The sequence below is a fragment of the Neisseria sp. Ec49-e6-T10 genome, assembly GCF_051132615.1.
GTDB lineage: Bacteria > Pseudomonadota > Gammaproteobacteria > Burkholderiales > Neisseriaceae.
Map to the genome: position 1 here is coordinate 2,294,475 of NZ_CP152375.1, position 26,689 is coordinate 2,321,163.

Below are 26,689 nucleotides of genomic sequence, written 5' to 3' on the forward strand. Positions count from 1 at the left end.
TGGTTAGAATCCAATGGCTTTTTTCAACAAAATAATAAGCTATTTTTGTCTTAGTTTTTCTAGGCGGTTACCACCTGCTTTAAATTTCAACATTTCCATAATTCTTTCTACAATCACACTACCTGCTTCAAGTGGCACAAGACCACCAGAATAGATGTTAGAAATAACTGTGTTTTCGTAGCGAATATCAGGGTTACCACTAAAAGCAACAGCAGCTTGACGAGTTTGTTCATCTGCTAAACGATAATGGATATAGGCAGACATACTGCGAGAAGCTAAAGCATCTCCTCCTGGGCGCTCACCCAATAGAATCACAATCACTTTTGGTTCTAAAGCGTCTCCAATTGACTCTGCCAGTTTCACACGACCATATGGTGCCAGAATGGTTTCGCCAACGCTTAAATTGTTGGCTTTTAAACCATCAATTAATACAGGCAATAATTCTGGAATATTATGGTGAATGGCTTCTGCGCTTAAACCATCAGAAATCACAATTTGTACATCTTTGTGTTCAATGGCCAAATCACCGACCATATGGCTACCTAAGTCTGGATCACCTAAATGTGCTTCTTTATCAGGTGCTGCAGTAGACACAATGCGCATAGGCACAGAACCTAAATCACTTGGGCGAAGCTGTGCATAAATAGCCTCACGTGCAATGGCTTGGTTGGCTTTAACCAAACGGGTGACTTTATTTGATGGTCTTGGGCCAGCATTTTCATAACCATAAGATGCGGGTAATGACTCATTTAAACGTTGTAACTCACCATCAGAGGTACAGAAGATACGAGGGTTACCCCAGTTAGGGCCTCTTTTGATATTGCCATCCTCGTCTTCAATGAAAATACCTTTACTAATCGCCCAACGTAGGTATTCTGGTGCTGGTTTGAGGTTATGAATCTCACGCATGGTTTGATCATCATGGGCACTGGTGTCAAAGTAAGCCAACATACGGTCGGTATTTAAATACACATCCATATAGTAGTTACAGCCTGCTGTAGTGAGCAATTCTGTTGCAATTTGTTGGCCTTCAGTGGTTACTTTTGAGTGCAGCGTGAAGCAAGGGGCCATCCCCATTGGTAAGCCAAGCAGTTTACCCATAAAGTGGTCTTGTAAGTTTGAATAAATCATTTCAAAGTTATCAAGATGGGTTTCAGGGCCAATAAAACCGGTCACATTGTTTAGCATAAATGGGCGATAACGACGCGCTAAACCGTAACATAGTGCTTCAGTTGTGGCCATATCCATACCATTGTGTTTATCGTAACTCACTTCACTGCCTTGGCCTGTTTCAAAATACATCCAGTTTTCGGCTTTGCCAGCTAATGGACCTTTTTCTTTCATGGTTAAGTAAGCTTGATCAAGTAGATCAATAGTCACATCAAACTCTTCAATTAAAGTCGCATCCGTACCGGCAATACTTTGGAACATGATTTCAACTGGTGCACCAGACTCTAAACACTGTAATTGTGTTTTGATATGAGACAACACACATATTTGTGTCGGCACGCCAGTTTCTTCTCTGAGGCGTTCTAAATGGAATAAAATACTGTTGATGTTTTCAACAGTGTCAATTGCAGGGTTTAAGCCAAACATAGCATCCCCTGAACCCATACTTAGGCCAGTGTAAACCAACATAGTGATGCCATCTAAGTTGTCAGTAGGGTGGTTAGGCTGTAAGCGTGAAGATAATGTGCCAGGTAGACCTAATAAGGTTCTGGCTTTAGCTGATGCACCTGTTTTAAGTTTTCTGGCAATATAAAGCAATTCATGTACATCAAGTAATTTAGCTACTGCTGCGGCCATCACACCAGTTAACCCTGTACCAATACGGCGAACTTCGCGACCAGTTGATTGCATGAGTAAGTCTTTTAATTCACCTACAGTTAAGTGGGCAATTTCAGCAAAAACCGTTAAATCAATTGCGTAGTTCACACGCATCACGCTATCAACTTGACCACGATTATCGGTTAATGGATTATCATAAATATGTTGCAAAGTTAAATCGGATAAAACACTACGTGCTGCTTCACGGGTGATTTCGTCTTCTGCTGCCAATTTAGCAACACGATCCCCCGCTTTGCTGATGTCAGCATTACCCAGTAATTGTTTTAAACCTTCAAACTGATATGTTCTACCTAAAAGTTCAATATGGTATGTTTGAGGTGGTTTTGGGGTGGGTACATGGATTTGATTCAGTGGAATCAAATCATCTACATAATCTGACGGTATTGTGACAGCGCTTATATTGTTGCTGGTAACAGGTTGGTTTGCATTATTTACCGACAGGTTACTCAGGACTCTTTGTACAATATCCTGAATTTGCTGAGGGCTCATTTCGTTATCCATATCCATACTCCCTATAGGTTTAAGATGATTATTATTAAATTATTTAATGCCATAAAATGAAACAGGAACAACTTGTTGATGAGGTTTGCTGATGTTGACAAAATTAGCTTGAGGAATAGTGACCTCATCAATCACAATGAGGTTAACGGGTAATTGCCCCCAAGCAGTTGCATAAGAACCGAGGCTTTTGCCCACGTTGCAATCAATCAGCAAAACAATGGGTTGATCAGCAGGTGGTTGTAGTTGTTTGAAAATAACAACCAGTGTATGGCCTAAATTACGTATCGTATCCAGTGTTACAGTTGGGTGTTCTGCGGTTTTTAGTGTCACTTGTAAACAGGCACCCTGAGGGTGTTTGCTGACTAGCTGTAAGGCTGCTGATAATTCTGAAACAGAGTCATAAGCGGACAAATGCGCAATAATAGGCAAATGTCTTAAAGGCAATACCTCTGGTTTGGGTAGAAATAAAGTCGCACCTGACACTTCTGTACTGTGCAAAGCCAAACCATATACGGTGGCACGTCCATGGTTTTCTGGAATAATGGTTTTCAAAGAACTGGAAAGGATAGGGGACTGTAAAATGGCTTTAGCAAAATCAATGCCCAGATCGCCAAAATAAGTTGTCGCTGGTAGGGCTTTACCTGAGGATGCTTGGTATACTAATTCACCCACACCACCAGAAAAGGTGATGGCTGCTGGTTGATTTAGCGTTGGTAATTCAAAAGGTACTTGTTCTATTAATTGATCATGTGCTGTTTTGAAAAAAGCCGTATGTCCCTGCACAATCTGTTCTAATGCCTGTATGTAAAAACCAATAAAACGGTTTAACTCTTCTTGGTTGAGTACTTCACCTACACGTTTATGAATATTCAGTGTGGTGAATAATTGTTTAGCATCATCAGTTAATGCCCTGATTTGATAGGTGCTGGGTACAAATTGAATATGGCGTGCACCAATAAAATGGCATCCTGTGCTCAGTACATTGCCATTTAAACCTAAAGCGGGGTTGGTTGTGCCGCCACCAATATCCAGATTAATAATGGGAATTTCTTTATGGTAGCGACTTAACGCACCGCAGCTCCCCATAAAAGCTAACCATGACTCTAAACTTGGGTCATCAGCGGTAGCAACCACAATATCACCAATACGCTCTTCAATCAGCTTTGCCAATTTCTCGGCATTTTTTCGGCGAGCAGCTAAACCTGTGATAATCACCCCACCAGAAAAAAAGTCAGATGGTTGCATACCACAACCAGTAAGCCAGTTGTCCATCAGTTCAATGACACGTGTTTCATCAATGGTGTTGTCTTCATTAAAAGGAGTAAAAGAAATTTCTGAACGATAAATGATTTGTGTGTCACCCAGCTGTAAATTACCTGTAGTGCTGTTCATCACAATACGTGCTTGCGCTACTAAGGCACTGCTTGTGGTTGAGCCAAAATCTAACCCCAGCAGCCGTACAGACTGCTTATCTTTCTCTAAACGAATATTCAATCGACAAGGAGAAGCGTAGTTTGAGGAGGTAGTTTGATTGTTGCTTTCACGCACAAAGCATATCCTTTTTGAAAAAATCTTTACATTTTATAGGGTCGCTGAAAAATAAATTAAACAATTATTGTAGAGCTGAATACATAAATTTTGGCATATTTGTCTTGGAGCTTCTTTGATAAAAGCTAAGTTCTGAGTAATCAATAAAAATAAACCTTTAGCATATTAAGTAATGGGGGGTAAGATAAATATAAAAATATGAATACATATAATGAAAATGATTGTGAGAGAGGTTTGTATCTAGATAATTGATTGATCAAAAAAGGATCCGTATATTTAAATCTATATAGATAAATAAAAAAATCATATCTTTATTTTAATATCTTATTTTATATATGACGTGGATTATTTATTTTAAGTAATTCATATTCTTCCATGTTTTTCTGATGTGTTGAGTGCATAATGATTTTAGTTATACTGTTTCATTACTTTTATACAGTAGTCAAATAATAAATATGTGTCTAGTTTGGCACGTATTCTAGAATATTTATGCACAGAATAATTCTGATGTTATTGATTTTTAATCTAAAATGAAACCATCTTGCCTTATTTGTTCTTTAGCGTGTTCTATTTGTTCAAAAGTCGGGTATTGACCAGAGTATTGCTTCAACAAAAGTTGGTATTCATAATGATTTGACCATAAGTCAAGTGGCAAATAATAGTTCCCATCAGGTGAAATACACACTAGATATTTTAGAGTTGTGCCATTTATCTCATGCTTACTAATAATAAGTTCTGCCCAACCATAGTTTTTACAGTCAAGTTCTTTAGGCATAACCCTCATTGAAAAAGCATGATTGCTTAAAATTATAAAATAAATAAATAATATCTTTTTCATTTTATTCTCTTCTGGTTTTTCTACTCCCAAGGAGGAATGAGATGAGTATCTGCCCACAAGCCTAGTTTTGCCTGTTTGGCTTTTTTTTGTGCATGTAAACAATATGTGTAATCCTCGTCTTCTATTTGAGGTGCACACCAAGAATATCCTAAATGAACCATGCTTTCACTTAAATTTGTAAAACAGCAATCATCAGAGGGTGGAATTTTTTCAGCTTGTGTCGGTTCTAAAATAATACCACTAATATATTCTTCTCCATTTTGTTTAATTATATTACGAACTAATATACGTACATCCTTGTTAAGGCTATTTTGTAAAAATTCATAAGCTTCTTGCCCAAAATGTTGATTCAACTTTGGTGAGTATATGTCATCAAATTTAACCTTCGTTTGTTTGTTTTCTTTGTTTGTACATATGAAGGTGTTGCCATCAATGATTTCAGTTATCTTACACTTAATAGCTTCACTTTTGGCCTGAGTAAAGGACAAAAATAGTAAGGACAGTAGGAATAGTTTTTTCATCGTGTGATTCTATCAAAGAAAGTAGGCCATAGCATTTAAGTATTATTTTGGTAAATGATACAGATAAAATGAAAGCCTTTCTTTATTGAAAGGCTTTAGGTTGATATCAACAAATTTATAGTAGATTATTTATCTTCAGCAATAGAAAAAGGTAAGCTGTCTACCGTATCTTTTGCCTTATTGATTAATTCTTCTGCTGAACTGTCTTCTTCTTTTTCATACTCTGTGTTTAAACGTTTATTCGCTTTAACACCCATAGCCAATAACTTTTCGGCTCGTCCAATTAAATTGCCCGAACCTGTTTGTAATTGGCGCATAGCTTGTTGGTAACCATCTTGGGCAGATTGTAATTGTTTACCCAGTTTTTCAAGTGTTTGGACAAAACCAACAAACTTATCGTACATTTGCCCGCTTTGACGCGCAATTTCTACCGCATTTTGGTTTTGGTACTCATAGCGCCAAATGCTGGCAACTGTACGTAAGGTTGCCAGTAAGGTGCTTGGGCCAACCAGCATAATACGTCTTTCAAAACATTCGCTAAATAAGTTCTCATCATGTTGTACAGCCAATAAATAAGCAGGTTCAACAGGTACAAACATAAACACAAAATCCAGTGTTTTGAGTTTGTAAATATCTTGATACCGTTTTTCTGATAATGATCTAATATGGTTACGCATCGCATTAATATGGGATTTTAGCTCTTTATTGGCTTCTTCCGTATTGGTTGCTTTGGTGTAACGTACATAAGCATTTAATGATACTTTTGAGTCAATAATGATCTGTTTATCTTCAGGAAGGTTGATGATCACATCAGGTTGAGTACGGCGCACACTGCCGTCTTCATTTTCTACTGAATCAGAAACCTGGACACTGAATTCACGTCCACGCGTTAAGCCAGAACTTTCCAACACACTTTCCAATACCATTTCACCCCAGTTGCCTTGAGCTTTATTATTGCTGCCAGTCAAAGCATTGGTTAGGGCTGTCGCATCTTCATTTAAGCGAGTGTTCAGTTCTTGTAACCGTTTTAATTCATTTTCTAATGTTAAACGTTCCTTGGAATCTTTTTCGTACGTATCCTGTACAAGTTTGCCAAAGTTTTGCATCCGCTCTTGTAAGGGCGACAATAATTGCGCCATGTTTTGTTGATTTTGTTCGGTAAAGCGTTTGGATTTTTCTTCCATAATATCGTTGGCCAACGCTTTAAATTGGTTTGATAAAACTTCTCGCGCTTCCGTTAATAATTTAATTTTGTCTTGCCCTGAAATACGTTCTTGTTCGATAAGGGTTTTTAGTTGTTGTTCGCGAGTAGCCGCCTGTTTGATTTGCTCTTGCAGTTGGTTAACTGTACTGCGTTCATTGGCTAAAAGCACTTCAACTTCTTTTAAACGGCTGGCTTGTTCACTACGTGTCGCCAGTTCAGCAGAGTTTTTACGCAGTTCTTCTTGTAAACGTTGTAGGTTTTGGTCTCTGTCATATAAATGCATTTCTAGTTGTTGGGTGCGTTCTGCTCTAGCTTCTAAATTTGAGGCATTTTTTTGCAAATTCATAAACTGAACACGCAATAATTCAAGTTCTTCTAGATCCATGTTATGACGATTGCGTTTTTCTTCAAGTAAGCTATCAATGCCTTTGATTTTTTCACGCAAAACCTCTACTTCGGCATTGGCCTCGCCTCGGCCAGCCATTCTTTCACCCACAACTCTTGAACGCATCCATAACCACATAATCAAACACCCTAAAAGTAGGGTGGCTATGGCAATTATGCTGGCTAATCCGATACTGATAGATTCCATTCTGTGATTCCTTCAATCAATTACTTTTTAATCTGGTCAATCAAAATATATAGTTAAATACCCTGTTTTCAATTTGCTGGCTGCCAAAAATCAATATACAGTTGTAGCTCAGTTTGATTATTCCATTCATTGGCAACCAGTCGGTAAACTGCGGTAATTTCGTTGGGTAAATCATCTGTAAAATTAAATAACATGGCTTCTACTGTGGTGCCTGCTTTATTTAATCCGATTTTTTTATGGTTTTTCCCAACACATCGCTGCCATAATACGCTAAATTGGTCAACAAAGGTAGGCAAACCAAAGCCTTGCCCCCAAACTTGATGGCTGATTTTTTGGGCATTTTCTAAATTAATTTCATTTGCATTCAGTGATCCATCTGTTAAGTAAGATTTACTTAGGTTTTCTGGTAAAAGCAATGTTTGCGTGGCTTGTTCAAACGCATTTTTAAAGTCTTCTAAACGCGTTGCATCTATGGTCACTCCTGCTGCCATGGCATGTCCACCAAATTTAATCAATAAGTCAGGGTGTTGTTTGGCAACCCAATCTAACGCATCTCTTAAGTGAAATCCTGTAATAGAGCGGCCAGAGCCACGTAATTGGTTATTGTCTGCTGGTGCAAATACAATTGTTGGGCGATAATATTGCTCTTTAAGTCTGCTGGCGACAATACCAACGACACCTTGATGCCAGTCAGGCTGGTAAGCGACAAGGCTAAACTGATCAGGCGAAAAGGATTCCGACAAAATTGTGAGGGCTTCTTTATGCATGCTTTGTTCTATCGCACGCCTTTCTTGGTTTAAGTTATCTAATTCTTGTGCCAGTTGCATCGCTTCATGACTGTCTTGGCTAATTAAACAGCGAATACCAATGCTCATATCGTCTAATCGACCTGCTGCATTTAATCGTGGCCCCAGAGCAAAGCCCATATCAAATGGCGCAGCTTTTTGATAGGGACGTTTGGATACGCTAAAGAGAGCGCTCATACCCACGCTCATTTTATTTTGACGAATACGTTTTAAGCCTTGAGACACCAAAACTCGATTGTTATGGTCTAGGTTCACAACGTCTGCTACTGTGCCTAAGGCAACTAAATCAAGCCATTGTGCCAAATTCGGTTCTGGTAACTGATCAGAAAAATAATTTAAATCTCTTAACTGTGCTCTTAAAGCCATCAACACATAAAATATGACCCCTACGCCAGCAAGGTTTTTACTGGGAAATGGACAATCTGGTTGATTGGGGTTCACAATCAAACACTCTGGTAATGTTTGAGCAGGTAAGTGGTGGTCTGTCACCAGAACCTCAATACCTAAAGATTGGGCATATTCAATGCCTGCAAAGCTGGCAATACCATTATCAACCGTTAATATGATATCAGGTTGTTGTGGTAAGACTAAATTAACTACTTCAGGTGTTAAACCATAACCATTTTCAAAACGATTGGGTACAGCAAAATCAATGACTGCTCCCATGCTACCTAGAGCCAATAGCCCTAAAGCACAAGCGGTGGCACCATCCGCATCGTAGTCTGCGACAATAACAATACGCTCTTTATTTTGTAATGCTTGTGCTAAGCGAGCAGCCATAGCATCAATATTTTTAAGATTGTGGTAAGGTAAAAGTTGGCTTAAATCGTCTTTAAGTTCATTTTCTGAATGTACGGAGCGAGAAGCATAAAGTCTTGCCATTAAAGGGTCTGCGCCGCAGTGTAAAAGACGTTGATATAATGCCTGATCCAAAGGGCGAAAAGTAATTTGTTGATTCATAAAATACGACCGTTAAATTGTTGTTTCTTTTTCCAAAAAGCCCAATGTGAATGGGGTTTTATTTTCATGTGTCCACCAAATGGGCCATGTGTGTATAAACTGAGACTGGCTAATTGTCCTGATTTTAACGCTTGCCATGCTGGTTGTAGATAATGTTGCTCTAATTGAACCAAGGCATCTTGGTAGCCCCATATATCCTGATATTGGGTTGCCCCCAATAAATCTTCCAATAAAATATAATGTTGTGTTTGGGTGATTTTTTCTTCAGTGACTGTATTTTGCCATGTTTTAAAATCATAAGGGGTGTCAAAACAATTTAATTGTTGTTGCCATAAAGGCTTAGGAACAAAATACACACTGTCTAAGGGCATTTTTTGCTCATGTTGTTGTGTTTGCCAAAGCCAGATTGCATTAATGGCAGGTAAGTTTGTTTGTTCTCTTTGTTGATTGACAGAATGATTGAATAACACCATTTGTATTTCAGTCAGTATTTTTTGGACAATGAAACTGTCTGATCCTTTTGGTTGATATTCTTCAATATTGTTGCCCATGACATCATAAAGCGATGTTGTTTTGATATTTAAGGCCTTTGGTGTGTTCAAAAGCCATAAATCAGTTGTCACAGGGATAAACCGCCATTGCTCTTCAATTAAAAAATCATTTAAATCAGCACAAATTTGTTGTGCTTCTTGTTGGGTTACATTCAGGACTGCGCTGTCTGCTAAATCAATATGATTTCGGTTCAAGCGTAAGCCAACAGGAGATGCCAAAATATAATGCTGGTCAGTTGATAATTGGTGATGATGAATTAAGTAATCAAGCTCATTAATTTGTGGCAGAAATTGATGATAAAAAGAGCTTAAATGGTCAAATCCTTGTTGCTTATTACTAAAACGCAGTATTTGGTTTAAAGCAGGTAAGCTTTGTTGATTTAACAGGGTGGCTAATTGATCTTCTTTGGCCCAAGCTAAGCCAGGAACCAGTAAATTTAAATGCATTACGTCTTAAACAATCATCAAAAACCACTATTTTGCCATAAAATGATGAGGTAAAGGGATAAATCAACACAATAGTGTGTATTTCTCTGAGCGTCTTTTAAAGATTGACCTTTAACGTAAGTTAACAAATTTTTACGTAAAATACAAAGGGTTATTGGTTAAAAAGCCTTGGCAAAACAAAGCATATTCTTTATTATATTGCATTATTCGGATCAATTGGGATTAGTTTTATTTTGAAGAAGCTCAATAAATTTTCACAAACAACAGTGGTTAAAACGGTTGTGCCACTGGCAAAAAAAATAGGTCAAAGTGGTATTCGTTATTTTTCTGGCGGACATTTGCGCCTTATTGTTTTAGCAACCAGTTTACCTTTTCTTGGTATGGTTACGGCTTATGCGATTGATACCCAAACCAGAGTAGATTTAAAACCTGTACCGATTAGCAAAATCGTTGAACGTTTGGCTGCGCCTGATGCACCAAAACATGATCAAAGTGCCTATTATTGGCGAGAAGAATTCGTTAAGCCTGGTGATACATTGGGTTCTATTTTGAATGCATTAGGACAAGACGGTAAAGAAGCGCAAGCATTTATTTACAGTAACCCATTATCAAAAGACTTATTAAGATTGAGAATAGGACAAGCTATATCTGTTTTTGTCAATGATCAGGGGGGCTTAACGGCCGTTCAGTTTTTAAATGACGATGAAAATGGTGAAAAAATTCTGGTTGCCATTGAGAAAAAGGGTGATAAATGGCAAGCAACCTCAGGGGAGCTTGATACCCAAACCATTCAGACAGTCAAAATTGTGCCTGTAAAAACTTCTGCACGGGGTAACTTAGCACAAGAAGGTGTGCCAGCTGATGTCAGAGAATCATTAAACGAAATTTTTTCTGATCAATTTCAATTAAATGATTTACAAGAAGGCGATACCATTCGATTGGTTTATGAAAGTTTTTATTTTAGAGGGCAAGAAGTTGCCACAGGTAATATTTTAGCTGCTGAAATCGTTAAGTCTGGTCAAACTTACTCAGGTTATTATTTTGCTCATAATGATCAAACAGGTACTTATTATGATGCCAGTGGCAGGGTGTTGAGTAAAGGTTTTGATATTATGCCAGTTGCCAATGCGCGTATTTCATCTGGTTTTGGGATGCGTCGCCATCCAATTTTAGGTTCGTTCCGTTTGCATAGTGGTATTGACTATGCTGCTCCTTCTGGTACACCTGTATTGGCGCCTTCTGATGGGGTTATTGTTGGAAGAGAAACTCAGAATGGATATGGTAATGTTGTGACATTGGAACACCGCAATGGTATGCGTACCTTATATGCCCATTTAAGTCGTTTTCAAACAGGCATGAATATAGGTGATAAGGTCAGTGCAGGTAAAATTATTGGCTATGTTGGTTCAACAGGGCGCTCAACAGGGCCTCATTTACATTATGAAGTTAGGGTTGGTGGTCAGGCTGTTGATCCTGCAACAAGTGCATTACCTGCAAAAACATTGAATTCAGAAGAGCTAACTGCATTTTTCAACCACTACAATAAATTGGATGAAAAATTGGCCGTGATGCGTTTTAATTCGACTCAAACAGCCAGCCTTAATTAATATATAATTATTTTGTTTGGTCTTAAAAAGTCTTTGTGAGAACAAAGGCTTTTCTTTTATCCATTTTTTCATTGGAAAATGTATGGTGTGTAAACAAAAAGAGCAAACCTGTTGGATTTTTTGTCAGGTTATTGATAACTTCGGTGATATTGGTGTGACTTGGCGTTTAGCCAGACAACTTAAGCAAGAATATGGCATGCAGGTTTGCCTGTGGGTCGATGATCTAGATAGTTTTTTTAAAATATGCCCAGACATCTACCCCAATAAACAAGAGCAGTTTATCCATGGAGTACAAGTATGTCATTGGGACGATAACTTTGCTCTAGAGGAACATATGGTTTTACCTTCTATGATGATAGAAGCGTTTGCTTGTGAGCTTCCCTTAGGCTTGCAAGAAGATATTTTGAAACAACCACAACATAATTTGTTATGGTTGAATTTAGAATACTTAAGTGCAGAAAAGTGGGTTGAGCAAATGCATTTGATGGTCTCACCTCAAAAAAATGGTATCAAAAAATATTTTTATTTTCCTGGCTTTACTCAAAAAACAGGTGGTTTATTAAGAGAAAAAAATATTGAAATAGAACGAGTCAAGTTTTTGCAGGACAAACAGGCTTGTCTGGATTTTAAACAACAATTAGGTGTGTTGACACAACATTTAGATAAACCAAACCCCGTAATATTTTTATTCAGTTATGAAAGTTCGGTATTGCCATTGTGGATAGAGACTTTTTGTTCTTTGAATCGACCTTTAGATATTTGGCTTGCCCCCAGTCGCAATTTAAATAGTCTTGCTTATCTATTTGAACAACCACCTCAGGTGGGAGATATGACCAGTATTGGTTGTGTTCGTGTATTTGTTTTACCTATGGTTGAACAAGTAATGTTTGATCGAATTTTATGGTTGGCAGACATTAATATTGTTCGTGGTGAGGATAGTTTGGTTCGAGCACATTGGGCGCAAAAGCCATTTTTTTGGCATATTTATCCTCAAGAGGAAAAAGCACATTTAGTCAAATTAGAGGCTTTTTGGGGGAAGGTTTATCAACATTTTTCTGGACAAATTGCTCAAGCCCATCAACAGTTAAGTGAAGAGTTAAATAGTGGCATTTTATTATCTGAACAAGAGCGTTTGAATGCATGGTCGATTTTGTTTGATCAATTGGAAAATTGGTGCTTTTTTAATAAAAAATGGGTTTCAGAACAAGAAAGTAATGTAAATTTAGCACAACAGCTAGTCAGTTTAGCCAAAAATTCGTTAAAATAACACGTTTTGTTTGATAAATAACAGGAAACCGATAAATGAAAACAGCACAAGAACTTCGCCCAGGTAATGTATTTATGTTGGGTAGTGAACCAATGGTGGTACAAAAAACTGAATACAATAAATCTGGCCGAAATGCTGCAGTGGTTAAAATGAAATTGAAAAATCTGTTGACTGGTAATGCAACAGAAGCCGTTTACAAAGCAGATGAAAAATTTGATGTGGTTGTATTGGATCGTAAAGAGTGTACTTATTCTTATTTTGCTGATCCAATGTATGTGTTTATGGATACAGAATTTAACCAATATGAAATTGAAGCAGAAAACATTGGTGAAGCCATCAGCTATATTATTGATGGTATGGACGATGTCTGTGAAGTTACTTTCTACGATGGGCGTGCTATTTCTGTCGAGTTGCCAACAATGGTTGTCCGTGAAGTGGAGTACACAGAGCCTGCTGTTCGTGGTGATACCTCAGGTAAAGTGATGAAACCTGCTCGTTTAAAAGGCAATGGATTTGAAATTCCTGTTCCTGCATTTGTAGAAATCGGTGATAAAATTGAAATTGATACACGGACAAATGAATTCCGTAAACGTGCTTAAATTTCAGTTGAAGATGAAAGAACGGCGAGTCAGTTCGCCGTTTTTTGTTCACATCAAATAAATTGTTGCTTTTTCTTTGAAACCTCTTAAAAAAAGAGTGTGGGAGTGGGATATCATTTTTTCAGCTTCCTTGGCGTGCTATGATGATTTTTTTACGAAAAGGGTAAAAAAATGAAACGTTTTTTATTATTTTTTGTGTTAATGATGAGTGTCGTGCCTGCTTTTGCTGGGCGTATTATTCCCAATTATTTAACATTGCTGCAAATTAAAGATGTCGATTTATCTACCATGCAAATCAAATTAATCAATGCAAAAGATGGATTCATCACTCGAGCAATTAAAAAGCCCTATCAATTAAGGGTGGCTAAAACCGTACGTATTCGAGATGAGAATAATCGAGGGGTAACTTATAATAAGTTGCCGAATTTTAAAAATAAAATTGTGGCCATCCGATTTAACCCGCAAAAACAAATCAATGAAATATTGATTTTGTCTGATGAAGAAGTAGAGCAAAATCTTTTAAGAATCAAAGAGCAAGAATGGGATCCGAGATAATTCATAGGAAAGAGACACTAAAGTAATATGAAGAAGGTCTATATTAGAACATTTGGTTGTCAGATGAATGAGTATGATTCTGACAAAATGATTGATGTTTTGGCACAAGGTGAAGAGCTGCAAATGACTGCTTCTCCAGAAGACGCCGATATTATTTTGTTTAATACTTGTAGTGTACGTGAAAAAGCACAAGAAAAAGTATTTTCTGATTTGGGTCGAGTCAAGCATTTAAAAGAGCGTAACCCTGATTTAATCATTGGGGTAGGTGGTTGTGTTGCTTCTCAAGAAGGTGATGTGATTGTTCAACGTGCACCTTATGTTGATGTTGTATTTGGCCCGCAAACTTTACATCGTTTACCTCAAATGATTGAAAGTAAAAAACAATCTGGTCGTTCTCAAGTAGATATTAGTTTTCCAGAAATAGAAAAATTTGATCATATTCCTCCCGCACGTGTTGAGGGTGGTGCCGCATTTGTGTCTATTATGGAAGGCTGTTCAAAATATTGCAGCTTTTGTGTGGTGCCTTATACCCGAGGGGAAGAAGTTTCTCGCCCCTTTGAAGATGTGCTGACTGAAGTTGCAGGCCTTGTGGCTCAAGGGGTTAAGGAAATTACCCTTTTGGGACAAAATGTCAATGCTTATCAAGGGCGTATGGGTGATGGACAAATTGCTGACTTGGCCTTGTTGCTGGAATATATCCACGATATTCCAGGGGTAGAGCGTTTGCGTTTTATGACCAGCCATCCAAGGGAATTTACTGATCGTTTAATCGATTGTTTTCGCACTTTGCCTAAGTTAGTTTCTCATTTACATTTACCTGTACAAAGTGGTTCAGATCGTATTCTAGCTGCAATGAAACGTGGTTATACGGTATTAGAATATAAATCGGTTATTCGTAAGTTAAGAGAAATTCGTCCTGATTTGTGCTTAAGCTCTGACTTTATTGTTGGCTTTCCAGGAGAAACAGAGGCTGATTTTGAAGCAACTGCGAAGCTTGTTAAGGATTTGGCTTTTGATTTGAGTTTTATTTTTATTTATAGCCCACGTCCTGGCACACCTGCCGCTAATTTAGCGGATACCACGCCTCAATCAGAAAAGGTGCGCCGTTTGGAACATCTAAATGAACTGGTTGAAGTGGAAACGAATAGAATCAACCAAAGTATGGTTGGTTCAGTGCAAAGTTGTTTGGTTGAAGGAATTTCTAAACGTGATCCTGGTCAGTTACAAGCACGTACAGCCAATAATCGTGTGGTTAATTTTGAAGGACATCCACGTTTGATTAATCAGATGGTTGATTTAGAGATTACGGAAGCGTTTACTTTTTCATTAAAAGGAAAAGTAGTCATTAAAGATTAATTTATTCTTGATGTGAATAAAGGCGTATGAGTCATATCATACGCCTTTATTGTTGTTGATGAGATCAGTATTTTTGGTTTTCTAAGGCATCAATTCTGTTTGGAATAGAAGGGTGAGTACTCAAAAGAGAATCTTTTTGGACACCATTAATACCAAAAGCTTCGATTTTATCTGGTAAGCCTTCTGTTTGTACCAAAGGTTGAGCCAAACGTTTTAATGCAGCAATCATTTTTGGTGCGCCCACTAAACGTGCTGCGCCTGCATCTGCATGATATTCTCGATGACGGCTGAACCACATAACAATTAAGCTGCCTAATGAGGTGAAAATCATTTGTACCAGCATATAGATCATATGGTGCTGTAAGATGCTGCCAGAAGAGCGTTCAGAATCTTGATTGCCACGTAAAAATGATGTAATGGCAATGGTAATGATTTGTGCAATAAACATAGCAAAGGTATTCACCATACCTTGTAATAAAGTCATGGTGACCATATCACCATTATGAATATGCGACATTTCATGTGCTAATACGGCTTCAACTTCATCTTTAGTCATTTGGTTCAATAGACCTGTACTTACCGCAACCAACGATTTATTTTTTGTGGCGCCTGTTGCAAAAGCATTCATTTCTGCTGCTTGATAAATGGCCACTTCAGGCATCTTGATATTTAATGTTTGTGCTTGCCGCTCAATGGTTTGATACAACCATCTCTCAGTTTCATTTCTAGGATCGGTAATAACTTGGGCGCCTACAGAACGTTTAGCCATACCTTTGGATAAAAATAGGCTGATGAGTGAGCCTGAAAAACCGAATATAGAACAAATAACCAATAAGCTAACCATGCTGGATTGATCCAGTCTAAAACCCGTTAGCCCGAAAATAATATTCATCAAAATCCCCAATACCACCATAATGGCCATATTGGTTAAGACAAATAAAGATACTCTTTTCATCTGTTTTTTTCCTCTTAGTGTAAAGATGGTTAATATTTTTTTATAGTATGGTTTTATCCAAGTATATATAAATTATATATATATGGAAGAAAATAATTGATTTTTGATAAATTAAAACTATTTTTAAAAAGAAAAAATTAATAATATAGGAAACTCATGTCATTAAATTTAGTCTAAACTAACATATACCATTATCTATGGTCATCTAGTTAGAATACAAGATTAAATTGGTTGCTTTTGTGTAAAATTTTGAAAAGTGATTAAGGTAAATCAGCCTAGTCTGTTTCAGTTTATATACTGTTTAATAGAGTAATCTTAAAGGAGTAATATTATGAGTAAAAAAATACAAAATAGCCCTATTGGTAATCCTACTGATTTAAAAGGCGACGCAACAAAAGACATTAGTGAAGCAATGAATGCTGTATTGGCAGACGTATTTGCTTTGTATATTAAAACCAAAAATTTTCATTGGCATGTTAGTGGCCCACATTTTAGAGACTATCACTTAATGTTTGATGAGCAAGCAGATCAATTGTTTGCCATGACAGATATGATTGCAGAACGTATTCGTAAAGTAGGGGGAACAACTTTACGTTCGATCAGCCATATTGCTAAATTGCAAACCATCGCTGACAATAATGAGGATTTTGTTCAACCTTCAGATATGTTGGCTCAATTATGTGAAGATAATAAAACATTAGTCGCTGAATTACGTCATGCTCATGATATTTGTGGTCAATATAATGATACCGCTACAGCCAGTGCCATTGAAGAATGGATTGATGAGTCTGAACGTAGAACTTGGTTCTTGTTCGAATCTAATCGACGTGTAGATTCTGCTGGTCATTAAACATTAAAATAGACACTTAAAATAGATATTGTTAAGTATCTGAAATTCTATAATTTAACCCTCAGTTGTTGCTTGATACTGAGGGTTTTTTATGTTGAAGTAGAGAAGGAATAAATTTACCAGCTGGTTTTTTCTTGGGTTGGATTGCTTTTATCCCAGTGCCAGCGATTTTTCCAAGCACCAATAACGGCATTAGGGTATTTAGCTTGTCCAAGGCTGCCATTATATCGTCCTAACGCACGGTATAAATTGCCGTTTTCGATATTCATATAATGTCTCAGAATCGTACAGCCGTAGCGTAAATTGGTGGTTAAATCAAATAAATTATGTTCTGCTGTACCAATATAGCGAACCCAAAAGGGCATCACTTGCATTAGCCCCTTTGCACCAACATTACTAACAGCATAACGTCTAAAACCACTTTCTACTTCAATTAAACCCAATACCATTTGAGGGTCTAGTCCTGCTCTTGTTGCTTCATAGTGTACCGATGTTAAAATTTTTCGTCTTTCCCAATCGTCAGGAATGCGTTTTTGTAGTCGCCGAGACATTTCATTGATCCATAATTGGCCTTCTTTATGATCTTTAAAGACTAATCTTGGTGGATTAGCATTATTGACGGAACCGCGCATAGCAGAGGCCACATTGTCTGCTAATGTTTCTTCTTTTTGGGCTCCTGCAAAAGTAAAGTTTGTGTTCAGTAGTAATAGGCTAAAAACTAAGAACCAATATCGTTTATTCATGTGAATCAATATAAATCTAATTAAGACGAGAACATGCTTTAATGATAACAAATTTTGATTTGTTTAACTAATTTGATTGGCTAAGAAGAAAGACATTTGGACGTAAAAAAGCATAAATGTGGTAAAAAGATAATGACTTGAAGCGATAAAAAAGCACATGACATGTTTACTATGTGCTTTTTTACCGTTAAGAGGTTATTCTACTTCAACATCTGCATCGACATCTTCGAATTCTTTACGGCCAGTTGGTGTATTACGGTGGTTACTGGTCATTTCTTTATGTTTAATCAATACACGGTTTAGTTTGTCCGTTACCGCATCAATTGCAGCATAAAGGTCGCTGTCAGCTGCTTCTACGTGAAAATCTTTGCCTGCGACATCAACATTAATTTCCGCTTTTTGTTGATGTTTTTCTACTGATAAAATAACAGAAGTAGAAATAATGCCATCCAGATTTTTTGTGCAACGATTGAGTTTTTTTTCTACATATTCGCGGATGGTTTCTGTTACTTCAAGATGTACACCAGTAAGTTGAAAGCTCATAGTTTTCACTCCTTTTTTATGTTTATAAACGACCTTGTATGCTTATAGTACCTACTTGCTTTTACTTAGGCAAGCTAAAAAAGAATGGTTATTGATTTTAACTAATTTTTCTTTCTCGGGCAGATTTAATATGCATAGCTTCACGATATTTGGTTACTGTGCGCCGAGCAATTGAAATTTGTTCACTTTCAAGTAGTTCCGCTAGTTTGTTATCTGAAAAAGGATGATTTGGGTCTTCATTTGCAATAATTTCTTTTAAGCGAGCTTTGATGGCCATGTTGCTGATGTCATCGGATGAGTCAGCATTGTTATGATGTACTTTTTGGCTAAAGAAATATTTTAGTTCGAATAACCCTTTGCTGCACAGAAGGTATTTTTGGGTACATGCCCGTGATACGGTACTTTCGTGAATATTTAATTCAGTTGCGATTTCTTTTAAGGTTAATGGTTTCATCGACAGTTCGCCTTCTTCAAAAAAAGCCTGCTGTCTGTTAACAATTTGTTCCGCCACTTTTTGAATGGTGTCAAATCGCTGTTCGATACTTTTGAGTAACCACTGCGCTTCTTGTAAGGTTCCGGATAACTCAGTTTTGGTTTCGCTACATGCAACTGCCTGTGCATATACTTGATTAAGTTTGATATTAGGCATGTTTTTGGTATTGACTTGAGCATGCCAAGAACCATTGTATTTTTTGACCAAAACATCTGGGCTAATATAATGTGTTTGTTCTGTGTCTAGACCAAATGCAGGGTAGGGGTTTAATGAACAAATTAAATTGAGTGCTTCTGTAATTTTTGCATCTGGTAATGATAAGATTTTTTTGAGCTTATGAAATTGACCATCACCTAAACAATCAAAGTGCTCTTTGACGATAAATTGAGCCAACATACTGACCCCATTTTGTTCTAAGGCCTTTATTTGAACCAATAATGATTCTTGTAAATTTCGAGCTCCTACTCCTACTGGTTCAAATTGCTGTAATAAAGTAAGATTAGCTGCAAGCTCTTCTTCATCAATCATTAAGTCTAAAGGTAAGTTTTCAGCAATATCTTCTAATGATGTTGATAGATACCCTTGATCATCTAACTCTTCTATTAGTAGGGTCATGATGGCTAGATCACGTTGACTTAATTGGTACTCCGCCAATTGTGCCAATAAAGACGCCCTTAATGAAATAGGTGCTGCAACATTGAGCATTGGGTCATAATCATCATCAAATGTTGCTTGGTGACTAGGTGTATCTGACCATTCCCAGTCTGTATATTCCTCATCGGAATGTTGAGAGGTTTCTTCTATCTTGTCATTATTTGAAGAGGGTGTCTCAATGATTTCATGATTATTTTCTTCTAACTCCAGTAATGGGTTTTCCGCAAGAATTCTACCCACTTCTAGATCAAACTCCAGATTGGAACATTGCAACAACTTAATGGCGTGTTTAAGTTGAGGGCTAAGGTTTAATTGTTGTGTTTGCTTTAAATTAAGGTTCTGTTTCATAAGCCTTAAAAGTCAAAGTGCTCACCTAAATAAACTTCTCGAACCAATTCATTATTAACCAGTTCATTAGGTAAACCTGTTGCCAGTACACTGCCATCATTAATAATATAGGCACGGTCACAAATTCTGAGTGTTTCTCGCACATTGTGATCTGTAATAAGCACACCAATATTTTTTTGTTTTAGAAAAGAAATAATTTTTTGAATATCAATAACGGCAATTGGGTCAACACCCGCAAAAGGTTCATCTAATAAAATAAAGCGGGGATTAGTTGCCAGAACACGGGCAATTTCTACGCGACGTCTTTCTCCACCAGATAAAGATAAAGCATTGCTTTTTTGCAAATGGGTAATGTGTAAATCTTCTAATAAGGTGTGTAATTCTTCTTTAATGGCTTTTTTACTTTTGCTACTGATTTCTAAAATAGATTGAATATTTTCTTCTACGGTCATCTTTCTAAAAATAGAAGCTTCTTGTGGCAAGTAACCTAAGCCTAAACGTGCTCTTTTATGAATAGGCATTTTACTTAGGTTTTGTTCATCTATTAGAATTTCTCCTGCATCTGATGAAACCAAACCAACAATCATATAAAAACTGGTGGTTTTACCCGCACCATTGGGGCCAAGTAAACCAACAACTTCGCCACTTTTAATCGTAAGAGAAACATCCTTAACGACCATTCGTTTTTTATAGGACTTTTTTAAATTTTTAACGGTCAACACACTGATGTTTTGGTTCATTTTTTCTTTTCTGTTGTTGAAGGTTGCAAAATGACTTTAACTTGTTTACCTGCACTGCCATCAACCTGATAGGTTTCTGTTGCTGTGTTGTATGTGATACGCGCACCATCAACAACATCTCCTTCACGTTTCACTTGAGCCGCACCAGTTAAGATGACCACATTGGTTTTACTGTCGTACTCGACTTTGTTTGCATGGCCACTGACATATTGTGGTTTGCCTTCAAGTTTTTGGCGAAAGGTAACAGGTTTACCTGTGGCAACCATTTTTTGAAAGCCTTCGGTGTTACGGGTCACTTGTAAATCTGCTGAGGTAAATTTAAGTGTTCCTTGAATAATAACAACATTGCCTTTCCATGTGGTCACTTGATTTTGTTGATCTAAAGAGCCTTGATCAGCAGTAATCTCAATGGGTTTGCTGCGGTCAGCATCTTCTGCATAAGTTAAATGGCTTAAACTTGCCAATAAAATAAGGCTACTTATTGGGCGGAATTTCATAAATGGCACTCACTCTTGAATTTAAATTTAATAGACCTGTTTTGTGGTTGTAATCAAAACCAACAGCACTTCCTGTAGATGTGCCATAGGAAAAATCGACTTTATTTTTAGATTGTACGGTTTGTGCTTCAGTATCTGCGGTTAGTGCTGAAGTGATGATTTTAGCCTCTGGATGTTCAGCGTCAGCCATTTTTTCCATAGTCACTTGACGATCAAAATAAATCACTTTGGTTTGAGTATTGTATTTGGATACTTCCCCTACCAAGTGATATTTTTTTATGCCATTTTCGAAAATATCCACTTTTGGGTTTTTGGCGAACATATCGTCACTTTTAGGAAATTGCCAAGTGCGGCTGGCAATAAAGTCTTCTTTTAACAGCCCTTGTTCATCAAAACGTTTGGCATGTACACCATCAACAATATATTCAGGTTTGTTGGGGTTTAAGGAACTATTGCTGTGATCAAGTGTGGAAACCTGATCGAGCCAAAAACTGGTACCAAAAAGTAAAAGTACCAGCCCAAGGGGAAAAAGTTTACCTACCCAGATATTTTTCATGATAAATACTCAGCCAGAGCTTTATCTAAGGTTCCTTGTGTGTGCATGATCAGATCACATAACTCTCGCACTGCACCAGCACCTGCCGCAGCTTGTGTCACATAATGGGCACGTTTTAAGACTTCAGGATGGGCTTGCGGCACAGCAACACAAAATCCAACACGATTCATGACAGGTAAATCGACAACATCATCACCAATATAAGCACATTGCTTAGCGTTTAACCCAGTTTGCTCTAATAGAGTTAAAAATGTTTGTTGCTTATTGTGAATACCTGCAAAGTAATAATCAATACCAAGCCCTTTTACACGGTGGGCGACACTAGGTGCGTCTCTTCCTGTAATAATGGCCAATTTAACCCCTGTTTTTTGTAACATTTTTAAGCCATGACCATCAAGTGTATGAAATGACTTTATTTCTTCGCCAGATGCGGTAATAAAAATACGTCCATCTGTTAACACACCATCTACATCCATGATCAGTAGTTTTACTGGTGTGGCCAATTGATTGGTTTGATACATAAATTTAAAATTCCTAAATAATGCCAGCTTGTAGTAAATCATGCATATTGATGGCACCAATTAAATGATTTTGTTCATTGGTGATCAGTAGAGCACTGACTTTATAGGTTTGCATCATATGCAATGCTTCACTGGCCAATTTGTTTGCACTAATGGTTTTGGGATTTTTAGACATCACATCATCAATCATTATATTAGTCAGGTTTGCTGTCTTTTGGAAAATTCGGCGTAAATCACCATCGGTAAAAACACCGATCAGTTGTCCTTGCTCATTGGTTACTGCAGTCATTCCTAGACCTTTTTCGGTCATAATCAATAAAGCGTTTTGTAAGGTAGCGCCTTCCTTGACTTGTGGTAAGTCGTCCTCTTTATGCATTAAATCAGCAACATGAATAAGTAAGCGTTTACCAAGGCTACCTGCTGGGTGAGACAGTGCAAAATCTTCAGGGGTAAATTTTCTGGCACTAAGCAATACAACAGCTAAAGCATCACCTAGCGCCAACGCTGCGGTGGTGCTGGTGGTTGGTGCCAGCCCTAAAGGGCAAGCTTCTTGTTTAACTGCTGCATTTAAATGAATATCAGCTTCTTTGGCTAAAGTAGAATGAGTTCGCCCAGTAATGGCAATAATTTTTGTGCCTTTACGTTTTAAGGCGGGTAAGAGTGCAATGACTTCTTCACTTTCTCCAGAATTAGAGAGCGCCAAAACAATATCATTTTGTACAATCATGCCTAAATCACCATGAGCAGCTTCCGCAGGGTGAACAAAGAACGAGGGCGTACCTGTAGAGGCCATGGTGGCAGCAATTTTTGTGCCAATATGACCAGATTTTCCCATGCCTGTAACAATAAGGCGCCCAGTGCAACCTAAAATAAGGTCTATAGCCTGAGTAAAAGATTCATCTAATTGGTTAGACAAATCAACGAGCGCAGACGCTTCTATATTTAAGACATCTTGAGCTTGTTTTAAATAAGCTGATTGTGAAGTATTCATGGAGTCAATTATACCCGTGATTATTTTGTTTGGCACACTTTTTGCGTGTGTTTGCAGTTATCTTAATCTAATTTTACACATTTAAAGCAACAAATAGGCTTGCTCATATTATTCATGTTGTCACTAATATTTTATAAGTTTTTTGTGAAAAAATAAATTGAAGGTCTATTTTTATGTTGATCTTTTAGCTAAGTGGTGTACACAAATCAAAGGTATAATAACGCACAATAAACACAAGGTGCACAAACAAAAACGTTATTATGTTGACAGACATAGAAAAAAACGCAATTAAAGATTATTACCAAAATATTGCTAAAAATTTAACGGGGTTTAAACCTCGTCAGGCTCAACGGCAAATGATTGCTGCGTTAGCCAATGCTTTTAGTCTTACTTTAACTAAGTCAGATGAGCATGAAGAAGAGCCAAAGCGCGAAGGTGAAAGCCTTATTGTCATTGAAGGGCCAACAGGTGTAGGTAAAAGTTTGGCTTATCTTTTGGCAGGTAGCGTCATGGCAAAAACCCATGGTAAGAAGTTGATTATTTCCAGTGCAACCATAGCCTTACAAGAACAGTTAGTCTATCGGGATTTGCCCTTTGTGGTTGAAAAAAGTGGGTTACAGATTAATTACGCTTTAGCAAAAGGCAGAAGCCGTTATTTATGTCCTTATCGCTTATATCAATTAACACATGAGACCGCACAGGATGATTTGCTTGGCTTTGATGCCAGCTTTGCTGTGTGGGATAAAAAGCCAAAACCTGAAGAAATTAGTTTATTACGTGAAATTGCGGATGAATTTTCTGCTCGTCGTTTCAATGGTGATAAAGATTCATGGCCACAAACCATAGATGAAGCTTTATGGTTTAGGTTAACCAATGATCGACATGGGTGTTTAAAAGCCGCCTGTCCAAATCGTGCTGAATGCCCCTTTTATTTAGCTAGAGACTTATTGGAAACGGTCGATGTGATTGTGGTAAATCATGATTTATTATTGGCCGATATCAGTATGGGCGGTGGGGTTATTTTGACGGAACCTGCTAATAGTTTTTACTGTATTGATGAGGCTCATCGTTTACCTAAAAAAGCGATAGATCAATTTGCTGCAGAACACAGTCTTTCTCAAGCACAATGGTTTTTAGAAAAACTGCCCAATTTAACAGATCAGGTTGCTGCTTTAACTGATAAGCCAGACTTAGCCAATTTAGCAGATGAAGCAAGCGCTGCTTTAATTGAAGTTTTTGCTGAATGGTTATGGGTTTTAAATGATGTGCCAGAACTGAGCATGACCAATGACAATATGGAGCCTGTCTGGTTATGGGAGGATGGTCAGATACCAGAGGCGCTACAGGTGATCACAACCAATACTGCGATCGCTGCGCGTATGTTGGTGAAACATCTACATGCTTTAAATGATTCCTTGGGTAATAGCCGTAAAGATAAAAATACTGAAAATGCTTTATTTGATCGAATATCCAGTGAATTAGGATTCAGTATTGCCAAAGCTGAACAAATAAATTCGGTGTGGGATTTATTGGAAGAGTCAGTAAAAGAGGGCGCACCACCTCTGGCAAAATGGATCAGTAGACGGCAAGCAGATAAAACCGATTATATTTTTCAGGCTTCTCCCATCTCTGCTGCCTCTGCTTTAAGCCATGGTTTGTGGCAAAAAGCCGCGGGGGTGTTATTAACATCGGCTACCTTACAATCATTGGGTAATTTTGACCTATTTCTAAGACAAACAGGTTTATCGTGGATGCCGAAAACCGCTACTTTAGCTTTGGAAAGTCCTTTTAATTTTGCTGAACAGGGAGAGCTTTATTTGCCTGCTATTATGGCCAGCCCCAAAGACAGTCAAGCACACACAGCACAAATAATTGAATGGTTGCCCAAATTAATTGATATACAAGAAGCAGTCGGTACTTTGGTTTTATTCTCTTCTCGCAAACAAATGCAGGATGTCTCAGCAGGGCTACCAGCCAATTATATAGAGCGATTGCTGGTACAAGGTGAAATGGCAAAATCAGCATTGCTTAGAATGCATTATGATGCTTTGGATCGTCAACAAAGCAGTATTATTTTTGGCTTGGACAGTTTTGCCGAGGGGCTAGATTTACCTGGTATTGCTTGTGTTCATGTCATTATAGCCAAATTGCCTTTTTCTATGCCAGATAATCCGGTAGATAAAACCATGAGTCGTTGGATCGAACAAAAAGGAGGCAATCCATTTTTAGAAATAACTGTGCCAGAAACCAGTATGAAATTAATTCAAGCAGTTGGACGCTTAATCAGAACAGAAAGTGATTATGGTAGAGTCACCATTTTAGATAACCGTATCAAAACAGCTTCTTATGGTAAAAAGCTATTAGCCAGTTTACCACCATTTAAACGGTTATAAATTAAGAGTATAATAACGTCCGTAATAAAAAATTAATAAAAAATAAACTTAGCGCTACATTAAAAAGAGAAATAATATGATTTGCAAACCAGATGAAATAGTGATTCAAGGTATCAATGCGGATGGAAAACGTTTTCGCCCTAGTGATTGGGCAGAGCGTTTAGCAGGTGTTTTGTCTTCTTTTGGGGAAGATCACCGTTTAGCGTATCATCGTTGTGTTCATCCTTTAATTGTGGATGGTGCCAGAAGTGTTTTGGTTGATAAAGCACTTAAAGAACAAAACCCAGCCGTATTTAAATTTATATTGGATTTTGCCAAAGACAATGATTTACGGGTAGTTGATGGTGGCGTGTTGGTGCAAGATGCAAAACAAACCAACATAGAGTGTGTTCAAGATGATGGTATATTGACCACATTGCAGTATTTTCATGTAGATGCTTTTATTGGTCAAGGTTGTTTAGGCAATCCAGCAGGGGTGTGTTTGCTGTCAAAAGAGTTAAGTGCTCAAGAAAAACAACGTATTGCCTCAGAATTAAACCTTCCTGAAACAGCCTTTGTTTATAGTGCCAATGGTCAACATCAATTAAGTTGGTTTACGCCTAATAGAGAAGTAGATTTATGTGGTCATGCCACTTTGGCAACAGCTCATGTTTTACTTAATAATATTTATGTGGAACAAACACAAATCAGTTTTCAGACTTTAAGCGGAGTGTTAACTGTAAAACGCCATCGCGATGATTTAAGTAAACTGGTTTTGGATTTTCCTGCACGTAAAGCGCAGATGATGGAATGCCCTGATGGTTTAAAAGAAATCATAGGCATTCAGCCTCAATCTGTATGGCAAGCTAAAGCTTTAATGGTTGTACTGGACAATGAAGATCAAGTTAAAGCTGTTCAGCCTGATGTTGCTGCTTTGATTGCGTTAACGGGTAAACCTGTTATTTTTACAGCAAAGGGTAAACAGGTTGATTTTGTTTCCCGCTTTTTTAGTTTAGATTTGAGTGAAGACTCTGTCACAGGTTCAGCGCATTGCACTTTGGTGCCATATTGGGCAGATGAGTTGGGTAAAAATAGCTTAATTGCTCAGCAAGTCTCTGCTCGAGGAGGCATGGTGTATTGTGATTATGCACAAGATGATCGTGTATGGCTTGCTGGGTATGCGCGTACTTTTATGCAAGGGAATATCATTATTTAAATCATGGCTT

At 37.6% G+C, this 26,689-nt stretch carries 24 protein-coding genes; 8 read left to right on the forward strand and 16 right to left on the reverse strand.

What is annotated here, in order from left to right; genetic code table 11:
- Positions 1-39 precede the first annotated feature (39 nt).
- The 7 genes from eutB to AADH04_RS11570 all read right to left on the reverse strand — a co-directional run bounded on the left by eutB (position 40) and on the right by AADH04_RS11570 (position 9,816).
- The gene (eutB, locus tag AADH04_RS11540) at positions 40-2,349 is read right to left on the reverse strand and encodes an ethanolamine ammonia-lyase subunit EutB (protein ID WP_434777425.1); all 2,310 of its coding nucleotides are present in this window, start codon (positions 2,347-2,349) and stop codon (positions 40-42) included.
- Positions 2,350-2,388: 39 nt separating this feature from the next.
- Positions 2,389-3,897 carry an ethanolamine ammonia-lyase reactivating factor EutA gene (locus AADH04_RS11545; protein WP_434777426.1) on the reverse strand — a complete coding sequence of 503 codons (1,509 nt, stop codon included), beginning with the start codon at positions 3,895-3,897 and terminating at the stop codon, positions 2,389-2,391.
- Positions 3,898-4,417: 520 nt separating this feature from the next.
- A complete protein-coding gene (locus tag AADH04_RS11550) occupies positions 4,418-4,735 on the reverse strand; it encodes a hypothetical protein (RefSeq protein ID WP_434777427.1) in 318 nt (105 codons plus the stop codon).
- A 20-nt stretch (positions 4,736-4,755) separates the two neighbouring features.
- A complete protein-coding gene (locus tag AADH04_RS11555) occupies positions 4,756-5,256 on the reverse strand; it encodes a thermonuclease family protein (protein WP_434777428.1) in 501 nt (166 codons plus the stop codon).
- A gap of 125 nt (positions 5,257-5,381) precedes the next feature.
- A complete protein-coding gene (gene rmuC, locus AADH04_RS11560) occupies positions 5,382-7,052 on the reverse strand; it encodes a DNA recombination protein RmuC (RefSeq protein WP_434777429.1) in 1,671 nt (556 codons plus the stop codon).
- A gap of 68 nt (positions 7,053-7,120) precedes the next feature.
- Complete coding sequence (gene recJ, locus AADH04_RS11565) at positions 7,121-8,818, reverse strand: single-stranded-DNA-specific exonuclease RecJ (protein WP_434777430.1); 1,698 nt, start codon at positions 8,816-8,818, stop codon at positions 7,121-7,123.
- Positions 8,815-9,816 carry a hypothetical protein gene (locus AADH04_RS11570; protein WP_434777431.1) on the reverse strand — a complete coding sequence of 334 codons (1,002 nt, stop codon included), beginning with the start codon at positions 9,814-9,816 and terminating at the stop codon, positions 8,815-8,817. Before AADH04_RS11570 ends, recJ begins: the two co-directional genes overlap by 4 nt.
- Before the next feature lie 233 nt (positions 9,817-10,049).
- On the opposite strand from AADH04_RS11570, the gene AADH04_RS11575 reads away from it, so the two are divergent.
- From AADH04_RS11575 to miaB, 5 genes are all read left to right on the forward strand, one after another.
- Positions 10,050-11,423 carry a peptidoglycan DD-metalloendopeptidase family protein gene (locus AADH04_RS11575; protein WP_434777432.1) on the forward strand — a complete coding sequence of 458 codons (1,374 nt, stop codon included), beginning with the start codon at positions 10,050-10,052 and terminating at the stop codon, positions 11,421-11,423.
- 82 nt (positions 11,424-11,505) lie between these two features.
- On the forward strand, positions 11,506-12,690 hold the full coding sequence (earP, locus tag AADH04_RS11580) for an elongation factor P maturation arginine rhamnosyltransferase EarP (RefSeq protein WP_434777433.1): 1,185 nt from the start codon (positions 11,506-11,508) through the stop codon (positions 12,688-12,690).
- Between the two features lie 35 nt (positions 12,691-12,725).
- Entirely contained in the window at positions 12,726-13,289 is a 564-nt protein-coding gene (gene efp / locus AADH04_RS11585) for an elongation factor P (RefSeq protein ID WP_434777434.1), read from the forward strand.
- A gap of 171 nt (positions 13,290-13,460) precedes the next feature.
- Entirely contained in the window at positions 13,461-13,844 is a 384-nt protein-coding gene (locus AADH04_RS11590) for a hypothetical protein (RefSeq protein ID WP_434777435.1), read from the forward strand.
- A gap of 27 nt (positions 13,845-13,871) precedes the next feature.
- On the forward strand, positions 13,872-15,200 hold the full coding sequence (gene miaB, locus AADH04_RS11595; RefSeq protein ID WP_434777436.1) for a tRNA (N6-isopentenyl adenosine(37)-C2)-methylthiotransferase MiaB: 1,329 nt from the start codon (positions 13,872-13,874) through the stop codon (positions 15,198-15,200).
- A gap of 64 nt (positions 15,201-15,264) precedes the next feature.
- Here miaB and htpX read toward each other — a convergent pair whose 3' ends face one another.
- A complete protein-coding gene (gene htpX, locus AADH04_RS11600) occupies positions 15,265-16,155 on the reverse strand; it encodes a protease HtpX (protein ID WP_434777437.1) in 891 nt (296 codons plus the stop codon).
- Between the two features lie 331 nt (positions 16,156-16,486).
- Here htpX and AADH04_RS11605 point away from each other — a divergent pair, with 331 nt between their 5' ends.
- The gene (locus AADH04_RS11605; RefSeq protein WP_434777438.1) at positions 16,487-17,005 is read left to right on the forward strand and encodes a Dps family protein; all 519 of its coding nucleotides are present in this window, start codon (positions 16,487-16,489) and stop codon (positions 17,003-17,005) included.
- 116 nt (positions 17,006-17,121) lie between these two features.
- Here the strand turns inward: AADH04_RS11605 and AADH04_RS11610 are convergent, their stop codons facing one another.
- The 8 genes from AADH04_RS11610 to AADH04_RS11645 form a co-directional block, all read right to left on the reverse strand.
- Entirely contained in the window at positions 17,122-17,748 is a 627-nt protein-coding gene (locus AADH04_RS11610; protein WP_434777439.1) for a lytic transglycosylase domain-containing protein, read from the reverse strand.
- 195 nt (positions 17,749-17,943) lie between these two features.
- Positions 17,944-18,291 (reverse strand): ribosome hibernation-promoting factor, HPF/YfiA family, encoded by a 348-nt coding sequence (gene hpf, locus AADH04_RS11615; protein ID WP_434777440.1) that lies wholly within the window; start codon positions 18,289-18,291, stop codon positions 17,944-17,946.
- Positions 18,292-18,388: 97 nt separating this feature from the next.
- On the reverse strand, positions 18,389-19,786 hold the full coding sequence (gene rpoN, locus AADH04_RS11620; RefSeq protein ID WP_434777441.1) for an RNA polymerase factor sigma-54: 1,398 nt from the start codon (positions 19,784-19,786) through the stop codon (positions 18,389-18,391).
- 5 nt (positions 19,787-19,791) lie between these two features.
- Positions 19,792-20,526 carry an LPS export ABC transporter ATP-binding protein gene (gene lptB / locus AADH04_RS11625; RefSeq protein WP_434777442.1) on the reverse strand — a complete coding sequence of 245 codons (735 nt, stop codon included), beginning with the start codon at positions 20,524-20,526 and terminating at the stop codon, positions 19,792-19,794.
- Entirely contained in the window at positions 20,523-21,023 is a 501-nt protein-coding gene (gene lptA / locus AADH04_RS11630) for a lipopolysaccharide transport periplasmic protein LptA (protein ID WP_434777443.1), read from the reverse strand. The genes lptB and lptA overlap by 4 nt, the downstream gene beginning before the upstream one ends.
- Positions 21,001-21,579, reverse strand: coding sequence for an LPS export ABC transporter periplasmic protein LptC (lptC, locus tag AADH04_RS11635; RefSeq protein ID WP_434777444.1), 579 nt, complete (start codon positions 21,577-21,579; stop codon positions 21,001-21,003). Before lptC ends, lptA begins: the two co-directional genes overlap by 23 nt.
- Positions 21,576-22,100, reverse strand: a complete 525-nt coding sequence (locus AADH04_RS11640) for a KdsC family phosphatase (RefSeq protein WP_434777445.1) — start codon at positions 22,098-22,100, stop codon at positions 21,576-21,578. Before AADH04_RS11640 ends, lptC begins: the two co-directional genes overlap by 4 nt.
- A gap of 13 nt (positions 22,101-22,113) precedes the next feature.
- Entirely contained in the window at positions 22,114-23,091 is a 978-nt protein-coding gene (locus AADH04_RS11645) for a KpsF/GutQ family sugar-phosphate isomerase (RefSeq protein WP_434777446.1), read from the reverse strand.
- Positions 23,092-23,351: 260 nt separating this feature from the next.
- Between AADH04_RS11645 and dinG the strand changes: the two genes are divergently transcribed.
- Together dinG and AADH04_RS11655 are read left to right on the forward strand one after the other, a co-directional pair.
- Positions 23,352-25,484, forward strand: a complete 2,133-nt coding sequence (dinG, locus tag AADH04_RS11650; RefSeq protein WP_434777447.1) for an ATP-dependent DNA helicase DinG — start codon at positions 23,352-23,354, stop codon at positions 25,482-25,484.
- A 76-nt stretch (positions 25,485-25,560) separates the two neighbouring features.
- Entirely contained in the window at positions 25,561-26,679 is a 1,119-nt protein-coding gene (locus AADH04_RS11655; protein ID WP_434777448.1) for a PhzF family phenazine biosynthesis isomerase, read from the forward strand.
- The last annotated feature ends 10 nt before the right edge of the window (positions 26,680-26,689 follow it).

Coding starts and splice junctions, on each gene's coding strand:
- AADH04_RS11555 (WP_434777428.1), bottom strand. CDS start 5,256: ATGAAAAAACTATTCCTACTGTCCTTACTATTTTTGTCCTTTACTCAG.
- lptB (WP_434777442.1), bottom strand. CDS start 20,526: ATGAACCAAAACATCAGTGTGTTGACCGTTAAAAATTTAAAAAAGTCC.
- efp (WP_434777434.1), top strand. CDS start 12,726: ATGAAAACAGCACAAGAACTTCGCCCAGGTAATGTATTTATGTTGGGT.
- AADH04_RS11590 (WP_434777435.1), top strand. CDS start 13,461: ATGAAACGTTTTTTATTATTTTTTGTGTTAATGATGAGTGTCGTGCCT.
- miaB (WP_434777436.1), top strand. CDS start 13,872: ATGAAGAAGGTCTATATTAGAACATTTGGTTGTCAGATGAATGAGTAT.
- AADH04_RS11570 (WP_434777431.1), bottom strand. CDS start 9,816: ATGCATTTAAATTTACTGGTTCCTGGCTTAGCTTGGGCCAAAGAAGAT.
- recJ (WP_434777430.1), bottom strand. CDS start 8,818: ATGAATCAACAAATTACTTTTCGCCCTTTGGATCAGGCATTATATCAA.
- rpoN (WP_434777441.1), bottom strand. CDS start 19,786: ATGAAACAGAACCTTAATTTAAAGCAAACACAACAATTAAACCTTAGC.
- dinG (WP_434777447.1), top strand. CDS start 23,352: ATGTTGACAGACATAGAAAAAAACGCAATTAAAGATTATTACCAAAAT.
- rmuC (WP_434777429.1), bottom strand. CDS start 7,052: ATGGAATCTATCAGTATCGGATTAGCCAGCATAATTGCCATAGCCACC.
- lptC (WP_434777444.1), bottom strand. CDS start 21,579: ATGAAAAATATCTGGGTAGGTAAACTTTTTCCCCTTGGGCTGGTACTT.
- AADH04_RS11645 (WP_434777446.1), bottom strand. CDS start 23,091: ATGAATACTTCACAATCAGCTTATTTAAAACAAGCTCAAGATGTCTTA.
- lptA (WP_434777443.1), bottom strand. CDS start 21,023: ATGAAATTCCGCCCAATAAGTAGCCTTATTTTATTGGCAAGTTTAAGC.
- hpf (WP_434777440.1), bottom strand. CDS start 18,291: ATGAGCTTTCAACTTACTGGTGTACATCTTGAAGTAACAGAAACCATC.
- AADH04_RS11655 (WP_434777448.1), top strand. CDS start 25,561: ATGATTTGCAAACCAGATGAAATAGTGATTCAAGGTATCAATGCGGAT.
- AADH04_RS11640 (WP_434777445.1), bottom strand. CDS start 22,100: ATGTATCAAACCAATCAATTGGCCACACCAGTAAAACTACTGATCATG.
- earP (WP_434777433.1), top strand. CDS start 11,506: ATGGTGTGTAAACAAAAAGAGCAAACCTGTTGGATTTTTTGTCAGGTT.
- htpX (WP_434777437.1), bottom strand. CDS start 16,155: ATGAAAAGAGTATCTTTATTTGTCTTAACCAATATGGCCATTATGGTG.
- eutB (WP_434777425.1), bottom strand. CDS start 2,349: ATGGATAACGAAATGAGCCCTCAGCAAATTCAGGATATTGTACAAAGA.
- AADH04_RS11610 (WP_434777439.1), bottom strand. CDS start 17,748: ATGAATAAACGATATTGGTTCTTAGTTTTTAGCCTATTACTACTGAAC.
- AADH04_RS11605 (WP_434777438.1), top strand. CDS start 16,487: ATGAGTAAAAAAATACAAAATAGCCCTATTGGTAATCCTACTGATTTA.
- AADH04_RS11550 (WP_434777427.1), bottom strand. CDS start 4,735: ATGAAAAAGATATTATTTATTTATTTTATAATTTTAAGCAATCATGCT.